At 46.7% G+C, this 17,474-nt stretch carries 12 protein-coding genes; 2 read left to right on the top strand and 10 right to left on the bottom strand.

Annotation, left to right across the window (positions count from 1 at the left end):
* Nucleotides 1-3: 3 nt before the first annotated feature.
* The 8 genes from NDI33_RS24640 to NDI33_RS24605 all read right to left on the bottom strand — a co-directional run bounded on the left by NDI33_RS24640 (nt 4) and on the right by NDI33_RS24605 (nt 8,626).
* On the bottom strand, nt 4-816 hold the full coding sequence (locus NDI33_RS24640) for a DUF928 domain-containing protein (protein WP_190671981.1): 813 nt from the start codon (nt 814-816) through the stop codon (nt 4-6).
* 117 nt (nt 817-933) lie between these two features.
* Nucleotides 934-2,370 (bottom strand): lecithin--cholesterol acyltransferase, encoded by a 1,437-nt coding sequence (locus tag NDI33_RS24635; protein WP_190671977.1) that lies wholly within the window; start codon nt 2,368-2,370, stop codon nt 934-936.
* Nucleotides 2,371-2,438: 68 nt separating this feature from the next.
* Complete coding sequence (locus tag NDI33_RS24630; protein ID WP_190671975.1) at nt 2,439-3,881, bottom strand: GUN4 domain-containing protein; 1,443 nt, start codon at nt 3,879-3,881, stop codon at nt 2,439-2,441.
* Between the two features lie 130 nt (nt 3,882-4,011).
* Nucleotides 4,012-6,090, bottom strand: a complete 2,079-nt coding sequence (locus tag NDI33_RS24625; RefSeq protein WP_190671973.1) for a caspase family protein — start codon at nt 6,088-6,090, stop codon at nt 4,012-4,014.
* A gap of 34 nt (nt 6,091-6,124) precedes the next feature.
* Nucleotides 6,125-6,493, bottom strand: coding sequence for a lysozyme (locus NDI33_RS24620; protein ID WP_347275832.1), 369 nt, complete (start codon nt 6,491-6,493; stop codon nt 6,125-6,127).
* A gap of 75 nt (nt 6,494-6,568) precedes the next feature.
* Nucleotides 6,569-6,778, bottom strand: a complete 210-nt coding sequence (locus NDI33_RS24615) for a hypothetical protein (RefSeq protein WP_190671969.1) — start codon at nt 6,776-6,778, stop codon at nt 6,569-6,571.
* 92 nt (nt 6,779-6,870) lie between these two features.
* Nucleotides 6,871-7,851 (bottom strand): peptidoglycan-binding protein, encoded by a 981-nt coding sequence (locus NDI33_RS24610; RefSeq protein WP_190671966.1) that lies wholly within the window; start codon nt 7,849-7,851, stop codon nt 6,871-6,873.
* A gap of 526 nt (nt 7,852-8,377) precedes the next feature.
* Nucleotides 8,378-8,626, bottom strand: coding sequence for a hypothetical protein (locus NDI33_RS24605; protein ID WP_190671963.1), 249 nt, complete (start codon nt 8,624-8,626; stop codon nt 8,378-8,380).
* A gap of 414 nt (nt 8,627-9,040) precedes the next feature.
* Here NDI33_RS24605 and NDI33_RS24600 point away from each other — a divergent pair, with 414 nt between their 5' ends.
* Entirely contained in the window at nt 9,041-12,007 is a 2,967-nt protein-coding gene (locus NDI33_RS24600; protein ID WP_190671960.1) for an S-layer family protein, read from the top strand.
* Here the strand turns inward: NDI33_RS24600 and NDI33_RS24595 are convergent.
* On the bottom strand, nt 11,999-14,686 hold the full coding sequence (locus NDI33_RS24595) for a CHASE2 domain-containing protein (protein WP_190671957.1): 2,688 nt from the start codon (nt 14,684-14,686) through the stop codon (nt 11,999-12,001). The genes NDI33_RS24600 and NDI33_RS24595 overlap by 9 nt on opposite strands.
* A gap of 291 nt (nt 14,687-14,977) precedes the next feature.
* Here NDI33_RS24595 and NDI33_RS24590 point away from each other — a divergent pair, with 291 nt between their 5' ends.
* A complete protein-coding gene (locus NDI33_RS24590; RefSeq protein WP_190671955.1) occupies nt 14,978-16,318 on the top strand; it encodes an AAA-like domain-containing protein in 1,341 nt (446 codons plus the stop codon).
* Between the two features lie 591 nt (nt 16,319-16,909).
* Here the strand turns inward: NDI33_RS24590 and NDI33_RS24585 are convergent.
* On the bottom strand, nt 16,910-17,149 hold the full coding sequence (locus NDI33_RS24585; RefSeq protein WP_190671952.1) for a hypothetical protein: 240 nt from the start codon (nt 17,147-17,149) through the stop codon (nt 16,910-16,912).
* Between the last annotated feature and the right edge of the window lie 325 nt (nt 17,150-17,474).

Below are 17,474 nucleotides of genomic sequence, written 5' to 3'. Positions count from 1 at the left end.
GTCTTATTGCAAGGGTTCATTGGCGAACGCTCCTAATCCTACACTGGGTTGCGTCAAAAAGTCTGCCCAAATTTTTGTGAAAGCTGGATCAACGAGTTGCGATAGCGAAGCGCAGCAGCGCTTCGCAGATCGTCGCGCTTCCGCTAAGGCAGTTAGAGCATCGTACCAAAGACCTTGCTCTCCATACCAGGCGGCACGTTCTAAAGCTTTCTGCGGATTGTTCATCTTGCCAGAGGGAACGACCCGCCGCACCCAGGCAGTCACAAACGGATCATTGGGACTGGGGCGATCGCCACATACCAGCACCACCGCCCACTGATATGATTTATCAGTTTCCAATGGAGGCACGTTTTCATCTAGCGGAATTCCTACAATCCCCGACTCCCCTGTAATCGGGAGAAAACGCTGGGAGTGCGGTTGGGAATTCTCTTCTCTAACGCTCAACACCATCTGACGCGCCGACGTTTCTGGCAGATAGACCCAAACGGTAGGATGCTCTACCCAGGTTAAACCCTCTTGATTGTTAGGAACGAGGGCAGTGAGCGCCAATGGTTCAGTAGCTGAACTACCTGGATTGGTTGGTGCATCTTGAGGACAGTGGCGATCGTTACGAGAACCAGCTCCTCGTGTGTTTGGTGGTGGCCCAGTACCTGAGGGTTTGAACAAAACCTGTGTAATGGGGTTCTGTGCTTCGTCAGAATCATGCGCTGGAATTGGTGGAGTCTCTTCGGGAGCAGATTGCGCTAATGTAGATGCTGGTTTAGTCAGCAGTAAAAGACTGACAGACATGAACACAAACAATGGTTGAAGATTCATAACCAGTGACTCCCTGACAATGCTTCACAAAATCATAAGGGTTTTGCTCGTTCCAAAGCTCCAGCTTGGGAACCAGGAAACTGAATTGGTATTAGTCATGACTTCAACTGTTGAATCCTACACAACTTCAAACAGGTCATGAACTGGGCTAGGAGATGCGTCAGTTACGTTTTCGGTTTTGACTGTGACGCGGTACAATCCGGCAGGCAACTGGTCGATCGCCAACTTCCATTCATTCTCCTGTTCAACAAAATCGACCGCCACCGAAGGATGCTGATTAGAAACCGATTGAATCTCCGCCTTGAGTGATGCGGCTGAATTAGGCAGTCCAATCATCCGGGCACGCATCGTAATCAGTTCATCGCTTAAGTAAAGATCCTCTAAGCTCAGACTAATCGCCGTTTGCACTTCTCCTCTGATGGATTCCAGATCAATCTGACCGATTCGCAACACATTCAGCAGGCTATCCAACACCTGTGCTTGATTCTGTAAGCCACCATGCTGTTCAGCGATGAAAAAATTATCCAAATTGCGCGATCGCTCAATGGGAATTGCAGATACTTTTGGCACCGTGCCGTCTCCATCCCCCAAGTCAGAACGATTTTGCAAGACGGCGGGTAAATCCTCACTCGCCACCAGTTTTCCGTTGGTCAGTGTCGCCGATTGTAGAGTGGGCTGATGCACTCCAGAAATCGGCACGGTTGTGAAGGAGCGGAGATAGTTTTCATCTTTGAGATGACGTTCGACGGCTGCTTCGATCTCGCGATGGAATCCTAAAGCGTCTTGTGCCTTTTGTCGATCCACATTGGGGAAATTGTCAATCTCAGCAACGCGGTGAAATTCGCCATTAATGTTGATGACTTTGTAGATAGGTAAGAGTTGGTAGATGGAGGTAAAAGATCGCATCACTTCTGTCAAATCTAGAAACAGTTGCTTGTACCCATTTGCCAGAAAGTTAACGGCTTTGAGGGAACCACGATAAGGAGTACCAAAGGTAAATAATGCTCGGCTATCTTTCCAACCTTTTAGCACTTCCAGATAGTAGCGAGACACTAACCCGCCCATGCTGTGTGCCATCAGAATGACTTTGGCATCGGAAGCTCCACTCTTTTCACGCCAACATTTGAGTCGTTTATCAATCAACCTCTTCAAGATTCGAGCATTCGCCCGGTTATCTCGTCGCCAATCGTAGGAAAACTGGTAGAAGTTGGCAGCTCTGTCATCCGGGTCGTTGTAGATATTACCTGCAATGACATCAAAGTGATCTGTGAGCAGTCGGGCAGTTTTAGTATAGCCGTCGATCTTCCAAAACCCTGGAATCAGATGAGTGTCTTGAACCAGTGCTGTAGCGTAGATGCCATCCTCCAGATTTTCTACCTTGGGGTCATCCTGAACCAGCTTCAAATTGCGAATTGTGTTACCAGACTTGCTGAGGATCTGCCAAACAGCCTGTCCGGAGGTAGCCCAGAGGTCTTTGTCATCTTTCTGCAATACGCTTCCCAAAATTCCAGGAAGAATCACAACCACATCTTTCATGGGGGCTTTGCTTGCCATATTATTCTCAATATTGTATTTAAGGAATTAGGTTGCTGATGACTCAGGTAGCGCCCTACCATAACGGCTTATGGTAAACAGTTGATTAGTTTTGCCATATAGCTTTTGCGGGTCTCATTATTACCTTTATGAAAGGTCATTGCCCACGGGAGTTTTCCTTTTGGAATACTAAGATCAAAAAGTTGCCCATCCATGTACCAGTAAGTAAACAAACCGTCTTCCTTAAGCTCTCCCCAGCCAACACGCTCGATGAACTTACCTAAATCACTGTTTACATCGCTGGAAAGCCAGATACCTTTCTGCACACTAAATCCAAAATGCTTTCTACTATGTTTTGCCCAGAGATCGTCGATGTTACGTAGATCAGAGCAGGGGATCTTTTCAAAGTCTTCTACTCTAAGACTTCTTTCTTGTCGTCTACCAGCTTTTTCCCATATTATTCGAGCAGTTTCGTCATCAGCACTTTTCCAGTCTTTATTTTGTAGAAGGGTTTGTAATTGAGTGTATTTAACATTTGTTTGCGTGTGGATTAAAAAACCTCCTATTGATACAACCAAAAGACTCAAGAATGCAAGCAAGTAATTTTTGACATTGTCAATTCCTGATTCTGATTGACGATTTGTTAATGGTTGAGTACCATGCTGCTGGTTATCCTGCTCTTCCTGCAAGATTCGATTAGCATCTGCCTCAGGCAGCCCCAAAACTTTTGCAAGTATTGCCAGCTGAAACTTTTCAATCTGAGTTAACTGAAGATCAGCCAGAAATTCCTGAACCCGTGTTCGGTATATCCTGTGAGCTTCTGCTTCAGAGATATCATCCCTTCGCAGCTTTTCAGACAATGAATTAGCTTTAGAGGACGATGGGCTAAGACTGGTTAAACTCTTGGTTGAGCCTCTCTCCTTCTTAAGCAATACTGGAATAAGATGATCTGGTAGCGGTTCAACTTTATCGAAATCGACCGGAATAAATTTGCGTGATCGTGTTGTTGAAGAAAAACTTGCAAGTTCAAATTGAACAGCGTTACAACCTAATTCAAATGCAACATCAATCGATTTACCATAACCTAAGGCATCATAGAACCCTACAGCAAATGCAATTGCTGCATCATCCCGTACGGCTTGCTTCATGCCGACAACATAATCAATATGTTGAACAATTGCCTTTGCTTGAACCTCTGCGTAGCATGCATTAAGCAGTACACACCTTACACTAGAAAAATGCTTGAATAGTCCAGAGAGCGCTTTACCTTCTACCGGCTTAGGTTGTTTATCCTGATCAACTAGCAATAATCCTGCTTGTCCTGCCCCATGTCCAGAAAAATGTACGATATCAGGATTTTCTTCTAGTAACGCTCGTCTTAGAGAGTCTGAATTGACTTCCCATTTCTGGATAAACTGAAACTGGTCACGTAGCTTTGATCGCTGCAAACCCTCATCTATTCTTCTAACCTCTGTAGTCAAATCTAAGTTATCAGTTCCTAGAGGGTTAGCGGAAAGAAACAGGATTTTCATGATGTAAGCGAGTAAAAAAACTGAGACTAATTTTCCTTGTTCTCATGTACTTGCGGAGAGCTATATATGAGCCTGTAAATCTTGAGAGCATATTTCCAGCCAAGACTCTGTTTCAGAGTTTTCCAAGTACTTACCCAATTGTGACTTGAATCTGTTTCGTTACCCAGTCTGCGTTGGAATCAGGTACATACACCGCAGCACGAGTTATGACAGGTGCAACACTTGGATCTGCACCTACAGCTTCCAGTAATTTGCCAAATGCATTTTGAATGCCACGAGTTGCTTCATGCCGTTTTTTGATAGGGTGATCTAGAGGTGGCAACCTAAGCCAACGGAAGTCGGCAGAACCACGAGTAGCAAAAAGCTTCAGTATTTCTTTTGCCTGCTGATATGCTGCACCCTTTGGTGCTGTGAAACGTAGCGGAATGTCTACTGTTTCCTGAGGTGCTAGTTCATAAAAGGCCGCATCAATCCCTCGAAAAGGGATTTGAGAGATTTCCCAAGTAGGTTCTAGATCTAGCACTGCAACGTTTAGCGTTTGAGAAGCGGTATTTTTGGCTCGAAGATAAGCTTTTGTGCCGTCTTTTAGACTAATGTTGCTGGAGTTGGGAAACGGCTGTCTATTCTGATCTAACAAAACAAACTCAAGCGCATCTATCAATTCAGAAGCAGGATTGTCCAGTTCCTGAACAGATTGGTACTTTGCCAGGTGAATCAATCGTTGAACTACCTCCTTGGGTGCTGTAGAATCCCCAAACATGAGAGGAGGATTTAAGTTTTTAATAGGCATCCCAATGCAGATCTCATATTCACCATTCCTACCCAATGCGATTTGATAATGTCCTTCTTCTCCAGATTTGGCTTCAATCACCCAACCATTGCCCACTAATGCTTGCCGCACGGCATCTAATGCTTCTTTTTGCTGAGCAACCAGCGTTTGAGTGGGCAATTCATTTTCCGCCTTACCTAACTGTTTTTGAGCGTGGAAGCGGACTCGCCGCACCAAATCCGTAGGAGCAGCCAGCAGGAGAGCGGGCGCACCCGGCTCAATTTGCCCTTTAACACCAATGCCACCCTCCACTTCGGCTAACACCCGTGCAGTGGCGCTGGAAGCTTCAATGTCTGTCACCTCAACGATCGCCACCTGTTTTTGTTTATCGGCAAAATCAGCCGTATTGAACGGGAAAATTGCAAACCGAGTTCCACGGTCCAAGCCATTTGCCAGCCCCGCATTCAGCTTTACTTGCTGTTGACTGTTATCAACCTGAAGCACCGTCACCGTGTAGTAAGTCGATATCCGGTTGGTGCCAAAGATGGCGCGATCGCCCTCTCCCAATAACATCGGTAACTGACTGGGAAACTTGCTTTGAATTTTGGCACCCACACGATCGTGTAAGACTTTATAGGTCAGGGTTCCGGACAGGGTGTTGAGGGTGTCTAGCATCCAGTAAGTCAAGGCACCATGCCGTTCTTTCCCATTCACGGAATATTCGTAGGCAGACTCCGTGGGGCGACAGGCTGCCAGCACCACATAATCTCTTGATTCAGGAATCCAGGTGGTGCGATGGGTGCCTTCGGTGAGCGATCGCCAATTGTTGATCAACTCTTCACGAGAACCGACTAAACTCTCACGAGGACGAATTGCTGTATCTGTCTCACCGGAGCTGCGAATCGCATAATCCCCACGAGTCGTTCCCCCAGAGTGGCAGCTATCCAGGATCACCGTAACTACCAATCCTTTATCCGTCATGCGCTTGAGTAGGGTCGCTAGCTCAACATCCCGCAGGTATCGACCATCAGGTTGTCCAATATCCATCGGGACGATGCCCTCATCACTCTGCCCCTCACCTTTGAGGTCTGAGTAGATCGTGGTTGCCCGCCCACCATGACCAGAGTAGTGAATGTAAATCTGTTCTCCTGGCTGTGCTGCTTCAGTCAGTTCTGTAAATGCTTTGACAATGTTTTTGTAAGTTGGCTCTGGTTCGTGTGCAGATCGGGCTACCAGCAATACGGTGTCTTCTCGATTGGGCGCAATCAACCTGCGAATGCGTTCTGTTGGGAGTTTTAGGGTATTTTTGAGAAACGCTTCAACCAAATTGATATCCCGTACTGCTCCCTCCAAACTTTTAAACAGCGACGTGGATGAATAATTGTCAATCCCAATTAACAAAGCATGAATGTTGGAGTCAGAATCATTTTGATTTGGCATATCACTAAGCCTCTATGATGCACCCAAAGTTTTTTCAACCGTTGTCGTCGCGGAAAGGTCGCCAATCTTCACCCAAAAATAAAGCCCGTTCTGCCTGCCGTCTGAAAGTCAATCCTTTTAAAACCTGCCTTCCTGCTTGATTCCACTTTAGAAATTCGTCTGCTGCCTGCTGAGTCTTTCCATTGTTCAACAGTTGCAGCAAAGTGGATCGCCTGAGATTATCAGAACCCAGGTTAAACGTGAAAGACACAAGAGCAGAAAATTGATTGTCATTTACGGATGTCTTGAGTGCGTTCTCAACAGCAATTTCAAACTTCTTAAGCTCCCGCTTCAGCCGTTGTTCTGCCTGCGCTTCCGTAATCTTCATCCCTGACTTGACAGTACCTGTATGACCATAACCAATCGTCCACTTACTCGCAGGACACTGATAAGCCTTTAGTTCAAATCCTTCAAATGATTTAATCAGCTCGATTCCCGTCTAGTTAATATTGCGAGTTGAGGTGCGATAACCTCTCGGAACAGGCGGTTCTTCACCAGGTGTTAAGACAACAAAGATGTCAGCCTGCGAAAACTGAAGTGCCTCGATTAGTCGATCTATTTGACTTGCTGTGTTTGTTACCTCAATCGTGCGCTCGCCCTCTATCTCAAACAAGCGACCATCATTTTCAATTGCTAGTGTTATCTCCATATGCGATTCCAGTTCTATATAATAGTGGACAGCAATTACATTAAGGGATTACGAATGAGAAATCCTCCCTAATCCCTTGATTAATTCATTGCTTAGCTAACGACATCATGCTCGGATTTCATCAAATCATCACCGGCTATGACTGTGGTGTAAAACACATATTTTCTATCTGCCTCATAGCGTTTGTCTTGTTTAACAAACTGCATGAATTGTTTGTGTCCTGCCGTTGTTCGCCCCACCAAACAACCCGCACTAGCGGTTTTAATGTCATTTTTGGGAAAGTCAAACCCCCAATGCTGATTGATGCCAAAAAAGCCCGTATCTAAGTTGTCATTGGTGCGTATGGAATCCTTGTTGCGATCGCGGTGTACCGTCACTTTCCCGCCCGTTTGTATGAGTGATTCATGAGCAGATACTTTGCCTCTGTTATGAATATCTACCTGCCAACAGCGCTGCTGTCCAAACTGAATCCGGGCAGCCCCATTCCGATTTAGTGGTTTGTCGATGGTATAAAGTTTCCCTGGCTCAGTCGTGCCTTCCCATTTACCAACAATTGCTGGCTTGCCTTCTTGAACTTCTAGCACCAATCGCAAATCGTTGAATTCATTTGGGGCATCATTGTTTAGCGTAAAGTCGGGATTCATCCCCTCGATATAAACAATGTTGTATTGCTTGCGTTCAGTAAACACTGTATAGCCCTTCTTCACCATGTAATTGTAGATGCGGCTTGCAATATCACCCGTTTGGGATTTCCCATCACTTTTTGAGCTGGATAAGATGACAGTACCTTTGCTAGTAGGTTGTGCTTCGAGCAAAGCTTTTGCTGTTTCTGCACCAAAGTAGCCATATTGTCTTTCCAGGCTCGTATCGGGTAGAAATTTCGTTTGAAAGGTCAGCAGTACCTCCTCGGTTGGCTCATTAAATCCCCGGTCTGCCCAGGACTCTTCAAATGAAGCTTCTAAAAGACCAATCGCAACCAATGCTTCTTGAATTTCCAGCGTCAGCATAAGGTCTTCAGCGATGGCATCAAACGCATACTTGTCATTCGTCTCTGCGAAGCTTTTAAGGTTCATTGTAATTCTCCTAATTTTCACTACGTTTCAATCCCGAAGTGCAGAAATTGCAACTTCACTGGTTACAGTGGACAAAATTCTGAATACTGATATGACTTACAAAAGTTAGTCAAGCCTGACTTTCTGTATATTCCGGTGTACAAAATTTGACGTTTTCAGAAAGTCTTCGCAGCAGACTTGAGTACTGTTACGGCGAACGTACCTCTTATCTCAATCGCAAAGCAGGCGTTCTCTTGAGATTCGCTGTTAGCATCAGAACCGTTTTGACCGATTGCATCTTATCAAGCGTGTTAGTGTTATTAACTAGACAACGTTGCTATTGTGTTTAACCAAGGTTATGCTTCGTGCTTTCTACTGAGAAACAACGATTGCTTTGCTTTTTATCTTCCGAGTTTGTTGCAGTGCGATCGCTTTCTTCACAGCAATTGTCCTAACTTCAAGATGAGCGCGATAAGATCGGTGATCGCGAATTACTAAGCAATTCGCTCAATTGGTGGATTTCTTACAATTTAGAAATGAAGTAGTCCTAACGACCACACCCATTAGTGCCGCAAAACCAGAACAGGACGTTGGGTTTGTTCAAATCAGCAATCGCGGGGACATTAAGGTTAGAACGATCGCTTAAAGAAGACATAGATGAATGCTCTTGCCCATAATCAACCTTGCTAGCACCCTGGTTAGACTCACTGCGAATTAGCGCAGCACCAGATAATGCAAGAGTTCCGACAGTAATTAAAGTCGCTGAAGCTGCAACTGCACCAATACGATTCAACATTTTGGAAAAGTCCTTGCGATGAATGAAATCAAAGCCTTTGCAGTTCCTGTTGCGAAACGGTTGTTGCTTTGATGCTTCTCATCTTGTCAAATCGTTTCAGTTCTTCAAATCCATAAAACTCATATAAACCTCATACAAAACCTCATAAACTTGTAATGAATGAAGTTTGACTAGGTTACTTTCTGGCGTTGATCGCTTCATTGAGCAGGATGAAATCTTTGAATGAAACGCAGTTTCTTCAAGATAGGTTGCTTGTGATATTAGAACCTCCGGTTGTAAAGCCAAGGATTTTCTGGTTGCATTAAGAGGGATTGTTACAACACCCTTTCGCTATTGACATTCCTGTCAGAGGGTTTTGCACATTGACGTAGCGATCGCCAAGCTCTCTTACAAGATGTCATCAGAAGGTGCATTATGGATCAACGATGGAGGCGAGGCAGCCGGTATCTGGCAACCATTGCAGCGTTAGCAGGAGCAAATTTCTTTCCAGAGTTGCCAAGTGCTGCCCAGCTTTTGCCAGATAATAGCCTAGGCTCGGAAAGCTCAATCATCACGCCAGGGAGCAATCTGCAAGGGCAACCCGCTGACATTATTGCAGGAGGCGCACGTCGCGGTGCGAATCTATTCCACAGCTTTCAAGAATTCGATGTCGGCAATTTGCAGCGCATTTACTTTAGCAATCCTGCGGGGGTAGAAAACATCCTGTCACGGGTAACGGGCACAAATCCCTCGAATATTCTGGGCACTCTAGGTGTATTGGGTAATGCCAATCTGTTTTTGATTAACCCCAACGGCATTGTGTTTGGACCGAATGCCACTTTAGATTTGCATGGCTCATTTATGGCGAGTACAGCAAGTAGTATCCTGTTTGCAGATGGAACAGAGTTTAGTGCTGTGAATCCCTCTGCTACTCCTTTATTGACTGTTAGTGTGCCGCTCGGACTCCAGTTTAACGGTGGGGAAGGGGATATCGTTGTGCAAGCTGGTCAGATTCCGCACCCGGATAACCCGTTTACTGAAGTTGGCGATACGGGACAGCTTCCGGGGATTGCTCAAACGGTAAACAGCACGGATTCGGGAGCGGCGTTTGATGCCATCTCCGGTAATCTAAGCAGTGACAGCGATGTGGACTTGTACCAACTGTTTCTAACTAAAGGGAAACCTTTCACAGCAAGTACAGTGGGTAACACCGATATCAATACCCAGTTGTTTTTGTTCGATAGCAATGGCTTGGGCGTATCCGCTAACAACGACAGCGTTGGATTTCAGTCCACTGTACCGTTGTATCAACCCTTTATCTCTGCTCACTCCGGCACCTATTACCTGGGTATCTCCAGCTACGATAAAGATCCTCTCAGTTCACAAGGTTACATTTTTGATGCTGTAGAGAATCCAAATGGTTCCGGTGCAGGATTACCCCTCAATGGTTGGGATGAGATGCCTCGCATCCCAACTGTTCGCCCCAGTAGTGGGGCGTACACCATTACGCTCAATTCTCGTAGTGAGGGGCTACAAGTTCAACTAGGCAGAACTCTGGCACTGGTGGGCAATCAGGTAAGGCTGGAGGGCGGCAGGTTGGAAGCACCTGGCGGATGGGTAGAATTGGCTGGAGTGGGAGGTTCGGGAGTTGTAGGATTGGCACAGCAGGGGCAGGGATTACGGTTGAGCGTCCCTGATGGGCTGGCAAGAGCCGATGTATTTTTAACTGAGAATGCTCTGGTGAATGTCAGTGCAGGTGGCGGTGGCAGCATTAGCATTCAGGCTAGGAATGTGAATATGACAGCTAGCAGCTTGCTGGCAGGAATTGCTCCAGGATTTGGGGCTGTTGACTCAAGAGCAGGGGATATTGAAATTAATGCGACGGAAGCACTCAACCTGGATGCCAGCAATATTACGAATGATGTGGCAATCGGAGCTACTGGGGATGGTGGCACTCTCAACTTCGTCACCGGCTCGTTCTCCGCAATCAATGGCACGGGTCTCTACGCCAGGACTTACGGAGTGGGCAATGCAGGTGATGTGAACATCACTACCCGTGATACCGTCAGCTTCGATTATTCACTTGCCGTAAGCATCGTGGCACCTACAGGTCAAGGACGAGGAGGAGAGATCCGCATCTCAGCAGGCTCGGTGTTCGTCACCAACATTGCCCAGTTATCTGCTCTTACCAAAGGGGAAGGGGATGCTGGAAATGTAATCATTAACGCTCGCGATACGGTTCGCTTTGATGGCAGCGATCGCAGGTTGCGTCTTGCCAGTTCTGCTTTCAGTTCAGTGGGAGATAACTCACCGGCTGGACAAATGGCGAACGGTCGGGGTGGAGATATTCGCATTACTGCAAATTCTGTGTTTTTCACCAATGGCGCACAATTAATTGCTGGCACCAATGGACGAGGGGATGCAGGCAATGCGATCATCTATGCCCATGATACGGTAAGTTTTGACGGAGAGAGTGGAGCGTTCAGTGGTGTAGCCCCATCTGGCACTGGCAACGGGGGCAGTATCAACATTACTAGCGGGTCGTTGCTACTAAGTAATGGCGCAGAACTGACCGTTAGAAGTCAAGGCTCAGGGAGTGCAGGCTCATTAACTGTTAAAGCTGGCGCGATTCAGCTTGATAATCAGGGAAAAATCAGGGCTGACACTGTTAGTGGTGGGGGAAACGTTAATTTGCGATCGCCTCTCCTGCTATTACGTCGCAATAGCAGCATTACTACGACTGCCGAAGGCACTGCCACAGGTGGCAACATTAACGTTGATGCTGATTTCATTGTTTCACCTCCGAATGAGAATAACGACATTATTGCCAATGCTTTTGCAGGATCGGGTGGACAAATTACGCTGACAGCCCAACGTATCTTTGGGTTTGATGTCCGTACTCGTGAGGATTTGCAACGCTTACTCAATACCACCAATCCGGATGAACTCGATCCACAACGTCTCCCGACCAATGATCTCACTGCTTTCTCGCAGGCGAATCCTACGATCGACACGGGAGTCGTCACTGTTCAAACTCCCGCTCTCGATCCGACACAGGGACTAACAGCATTACCAATAGATTTCACCGATCCCAGCCAACTAATAGCTGCTACCTGTCTGGCGGATGAGGGGAGTTCATTTGCCATTACAGGGCGGGGTGGTTTACCGGAAGACCCCCGACAGCCATTGATGGGACAGGAGATTTGGCAGGATGAGCGAGGAGCGAGGGAAGATGGAGAAGTCAGGGAGGTAGAAAGAGGGCGGGGAGTGCCGATCGTTAAAGCGCAAGATTGGATCGTCGATCGCACTGGCACGGTTGTTTTAGTCGCGCAACAACCCCAAACCCATCCATCAGGAGCGTTGATGCATCCGTCGTGTGCATTGCCCAACATTTCACCCTAATTGTCGATCGATCGCGACCTGATGTTCTTTTGTTTCCGATTGCTTTAAGTACTCGATCGCAATGCGTCCAGCCGTGGGATAGTCTTGCCGTGCGTCTAACAGCAAAGCGAGCGTGCGTTGAAACTGGAGGCGATCGCGTTGTTTATCGGTGACAATGATGATAGCGATCGCAGTTCCCCACAGCCCTAGGAGGGTCGGCACTACAGGTATCCACCAGCCAGACAACAAGGCTAAATAACCACCGCCCATCAGTCCACCACTTGCTAACAAAATACCGATTGCCAGCTTCAACGGCGATCGCAATGACCAGCCCATTACTGCACCAACACCAGACCACAGCAGTACCCAGAGCCATTCGCTCGGCTCAGCCCAGACGCGAATCAGCGGTCGTCCATCCAGGGCGGCACTGATGATTTGACTGACGATATTCGCGTGGAGTGTCACCCCGTTGATCGGTTGCGCCGGATTGAACCAACCGCCGTTGTAAGGAGTCCGGAAGCGATCGTTGATGCTTTCGGCAGTGTAGCCAATCAGAACAATGCGATCGCGGAACAGTTCGGCAGGAATCTGACGGTTCAGGACTTGCCGCAATGGAACAGTCAGAAAATTTGCCTCAGTTCCTCGAAAATTGAGCAGGATTTGGTAGCTCTGTCCCGCCTGGGCATTGACATAGCCACCATCATGCGGCTCAAATTTCTCGAAAATGGCTTTCCCTAACTCAAATCGTCGCCCCGCTGCATCCAATTGCTTCAAAGCGAGACCCTCAGTTGCTAAGTACGGCAATGCTAGTTGTACTGCCAAACTATACTGTGATGTATTTTCAGCCCTAACAGACAATAATGCCCGACGCACTTTACCATCGGCATCTTCAACCTGATCGGCAAATCCAACTTGTTGTTTTTGATTCAAAATTGGGGGTGGAGCAACCCGGTTCCCTACCACTTTCTCGATCCCAATTAGGTTCGGTGTGGATTGAAACACCTGCACTAAGTCTGCGTGTCCTGGCGCGACGGGTAAATCGCGATAGATATCCAGCCCAATGATTCGCGGTTTTTGCGTCTGAATGTTTTGAATTGCCTGTGCCAATACTCTGTCCGGCATCGGATGCCCGACTTGAGTAATGTCCTGCTCGTCGATCTCGACCATCACAATGCGGCGATCGATCGGTTCTAAAGGTCGCCAGCGCACAAACTGATCGAACAGACTCAATTCTAGTTCTTGCAGCAGTCCTAAACCCCGGAGCAGCAAAAGGGGGACAGCGAGACTCAACGTTATGCCCGGTATCCAACGCCAACCAATACGGCGTTTTTGAACCTCTTGGCTGGCGCGTTGTCGGGCAACCGCTAACATCTGGCTTGCCTGTTCCACAGCTTCCAGGGCGGCTTGCGCTTCCCGTTTCGCCAGATCCTGACTCGCCCCCAAAAATTGATAATCCTCATAATTCAAGCTCTTGCCTAATGCCCACGTCAAGACATCCTGTAACGTCTGCCCCCGCAACAAATAGGATTCATCGCCTTTGCCAGAGGCGATCCAGGCATCGAGAGATTTGGAGTAGGGACGAAGTTGCGCCAGATGGTGACGCACCCAGTTCAGGTTAAATACAGCTTGATAAATGGGATTCTTGACTACCAATTGCCCTTGCTGGTTGATCGCTAGTCCGGAGAGCAACAGTTCGATCTGTTCGCGCCTCCCATCGAACTCCACTCCCTCATTCTTCAGGATCTGCTGATAGATGCCTAATAGTCTCCCCGTCAAGTGGGAATCATTTAGCAGGCGATCGCGAATAGTTCGCAAATGTTCGGGTTCATCCTGGAATTCCCAGGCTTGAATGATGAATTTTTGAATCAATTGTTCAATGTGTTCTCGATCCGTGATGGATTGAGATTGAGCCGGAATGGGATGCTCAACCAGTAACTGGCACACCTTTTGGATCAAGAAGGGCTGTCCACCCGTCCATATCAAGATTTCTTGCAGAGCACGTGACGGCTCGTGGACACAGCCAACTAGACCCTGCGCCAACGGTTGAACATCCGCTCGATACAACCCACACAGGTCGATTGCTCGACCAATATTGAATGGAGTTCTCTGATGATCGCTCATGAGATCGGATGGCGTGGCAACTCCCAAGAGCGCAAACGTCAGCCGTCGGTACTCAGGCTTCAAACTGCGACGGTTATAGCAGGCACGAATCAGTCCAAAAAAATCATTGAGCGAGAAATCCAAGCCTCGAATACTATCCACCTCATCTAGAAACAGTACCAGCTTAGGTCGCGGGTGTTCCTCACTTTTAACTTCTACCAGCAAAATTTCTTCAATGAACTGGCCTAACCGTTGCACTGGAGATAGACCATCCCGCTCAGCCCACCACCGTTTCAGATTTACAGTGCGGAATAAGTCAAATACCTGCCACAGTTCAACGACAAATCCCTTGTACCACTGCTCTGGTGTCAGGTTTTCGTTACCAATGCGGGATAGATCGATCGCTCCACAACAAACGCCGTCCTGTTGCAACTGATGCAATACCTGCACCATCAAGCTAGACTTCCCCATTTGGCGGGCATTAAATACGTAACAAAATTGATCGCTACTTAAAACTTGATAAAGGTCAACATCTGCCTGCCGCCTCACATAGTAAGGATGGTCTTGACTCAGACTGCCACCAACCTGGTACTGATTCATACGGGGAACTTGGAACACTTAAATGCGGTTAGATGAGCGTGTGACAGAAGTAACTTGCCTACCAAACGCGATCGTGGGTTTGCACCACAGAGGCTTAATTGCGAAACCGTATCTAATTTTGAATGATTGCTGGTAAGGAAGCACCTTCAAAACTGACACAATATCACTGCTTAATTGAATAGGTTGTGTTTCTGCATTAGACAATCCTTAAATCTCATAAGATTTCTCATAAAAAATTTCATACTATGCTCTAAAATGCCTTCAGCATATTCCTGTCTGGGGATTAATCTCATGAATGTTGACAGCCTCTTTGAGAGTCTCAACCGCGAGTTAACTGCCAGTCAGATCCGTCCGCTCAATCCGGCAGAAACATTATTGTTACGCGGAATCTGGCAATATCAAACCTACAGCCAAATTGCAGAAGAGGTTGGGTATAGTCCTGGCTATTTGACTAATGTAGTTGCACCTGAACTTTTGCACCGACTCTCAGATCTGATTGGGCAACGTCTGACGAAGAAAAATTGTCGCATTCTGTTGGAAGCGTATACTACATCCCAATCTCATTCCCAGCCAGAGGGACAACCACAACCGCTCATCTCGTCCCTTACCCCCAATCCGAACCAGGCGTTTACTCCAGCATTTCCCAGTGGACCGATCGCGAGCAACTCTCCGTTTTATATTGCGCGTCCGCCGATCGAATCACAAGCAGGTGACGAAATCTGCCTCCCAGGCGCATTGGTTCGTGTCAAAGCACCCAGGGAAATGGGAAAAACTTCGCTGCTTCTGCGCGTGTTGGATCATGCCCAACAACAGGGATATCGTACTGTTTACCTGAATTTAGAGCAAATGGATCGAGCCATTTGTGCCAACCTGAATCGATTTCTCCGCAGTTTGTGTGCCAGCGTCACTCGTCAACTTCAACTTGAACCGAAAATAGATGATTACTGGGATGAAGATATTGGTAGCAAAGTCAGTTGTACCCTGTACTTTCGGCAGCATTTATTAGAGCAAATTAAGACTCCTTTGGTTCTTGCATTGGATGAACTCAACCAGATTTTTGAGTATCCTCATGTTGCCAAAGATGTTCTACCTCTGTTACGCTCCTGGTATGAAGAGGCGAAACGAGTTCCGATTTGGCAAAATCTGCGGCTGATTATTGCTCACTCCACAGAAGTGTATGTCCCCCTGCAACTGAATCAGTCTCCTTTTAATGTGGGGTTGGCAACTCAACTCGTTGGATTCACGTTAGCTCAAGTGCAACAACTCGCCCAGTGTTACGGTCTGAACTGGAGCGATGGAGAATCAGCCAAACAACTGATGGCAATGGTTGGTGGACATCCAGCTCTCATCCATACGGCTCTCTATCATCTCAGCCGAGAAGAACTCACTCTTAGCCAACTTCTAGCATCGGCTCCAACTCCTACAGGAATCTATCATCATCATTTACAGCGTCATTGGACAATTCTTAAACAACACCCGGATCTACTCCAGGCATTGCAGGCTCTTCTGAGGACTCGCGAACTAATATATTTAGAATCAAGCCTTGCTCATCAACTAAACAGCATGGGACTAATCAATCATTTTGGAAACAAAGTAACTGTAAGCTGCGAACTATATCGCCAGTATTTCTGAAGGAAAACATTTACTACTACTGAAGCTTACTAAACCTCTCTCACTTCAAATCCTATCAAAAACGATCATACCGCTCAGTTTAGAACTGAGTGATAGCTAGTCATTCCTGAAAAACCTAATAAATCCAGCTAGCTAGGGGTTTAGCCTAATAAAATAGCCAAAAAATTGCCAGAAAATATCTCAATTATTACAAAATATAGGAAAATAGGCTTCTTGCGAGAATTAGGATAAGTGTTATGCATTTTTAATGCACAGCAGATGGAAGTAAGGAGTGGGGGATGGAGTACAGTAAATAATCTTCAAATAGTTTTAAAGTTAAAGGTTCCACCAAATTCCTTAGGGGTGGGGAATCGGAAACTGGGAATAGAGAATTATGCCAATTCCTATTCGCTATTTTCCTCTTCTTTTGAAAGTTGTATCAGTTGAATTAGGCCTTGCTGAGCTTTTGCAGAACTTGAAGGGAAAGATTGAGTTGTACTAATTGGCACAGGTAACTATACGCTGGCAGACTGTTAGGATAGCGATCGCTTACAGATGACGGTCTAACCCTCTTGTGTCAAAGTTGAGTGAAAGCTTGATTTTTCGTGGATTTTAACCGAATAAATTCATCAAATTTTCCCAAAGTGCCAGAAAAAGGCATCTGTCAGCAGCTTTGTGAGAATCTAAAGTTCTCAATACTTTCTCAATCTGGCGCTCCAGATTGAGATTTCCTAAGATGGTTACTTCCTTAAAGAAGCCAAGAGTTGTCGAACCACTTGGCGGATGCGATCTCGCTTGAGATGGCTGCTGAAGTTCAAGGTAATTTGTAAAAGTTTGGGTCAGGATATTCATGTCAGCTTAGAGTCCGCGATCACTAACTGGATCGACAAACAGCATTTGACGCAGAGTACAAGCATAAGGAAGCCAAGAAGCTGAAAGGGGCGTTCGCCATAAAGCTTTCCCAGATGGTACGCCTTAACAAAAGCCGGATGAATTACCTCGACAAGTTCCAGCAGATGATTGATGAGTACAATGCTGGTTCTTGCAACGTTGAAATCTTTTTTAACGTGAGTTCGGGATAAAAAAGGGCGGAGCAGATACGCTGAAAGTGCTGAGTTCTCAAGTATCTACCCGCCCATGCTTAGTTTAGAAGCTTTGTTTTGCCACGTCGATGATT

The sequence above is a fragment of the Trichocoleus sp. DQ-A1 genome (assembly GCF_039961955.1).
Taxonomy (GTDB): Bacteria; Cyanobacteriota; Cyanobacteriia; order Cyanobacteriales; family FACHB-T130; genus FACHB-T130.
This window is presented reverse-complemented; position numbering and strand designations above follow the sequence as displayed.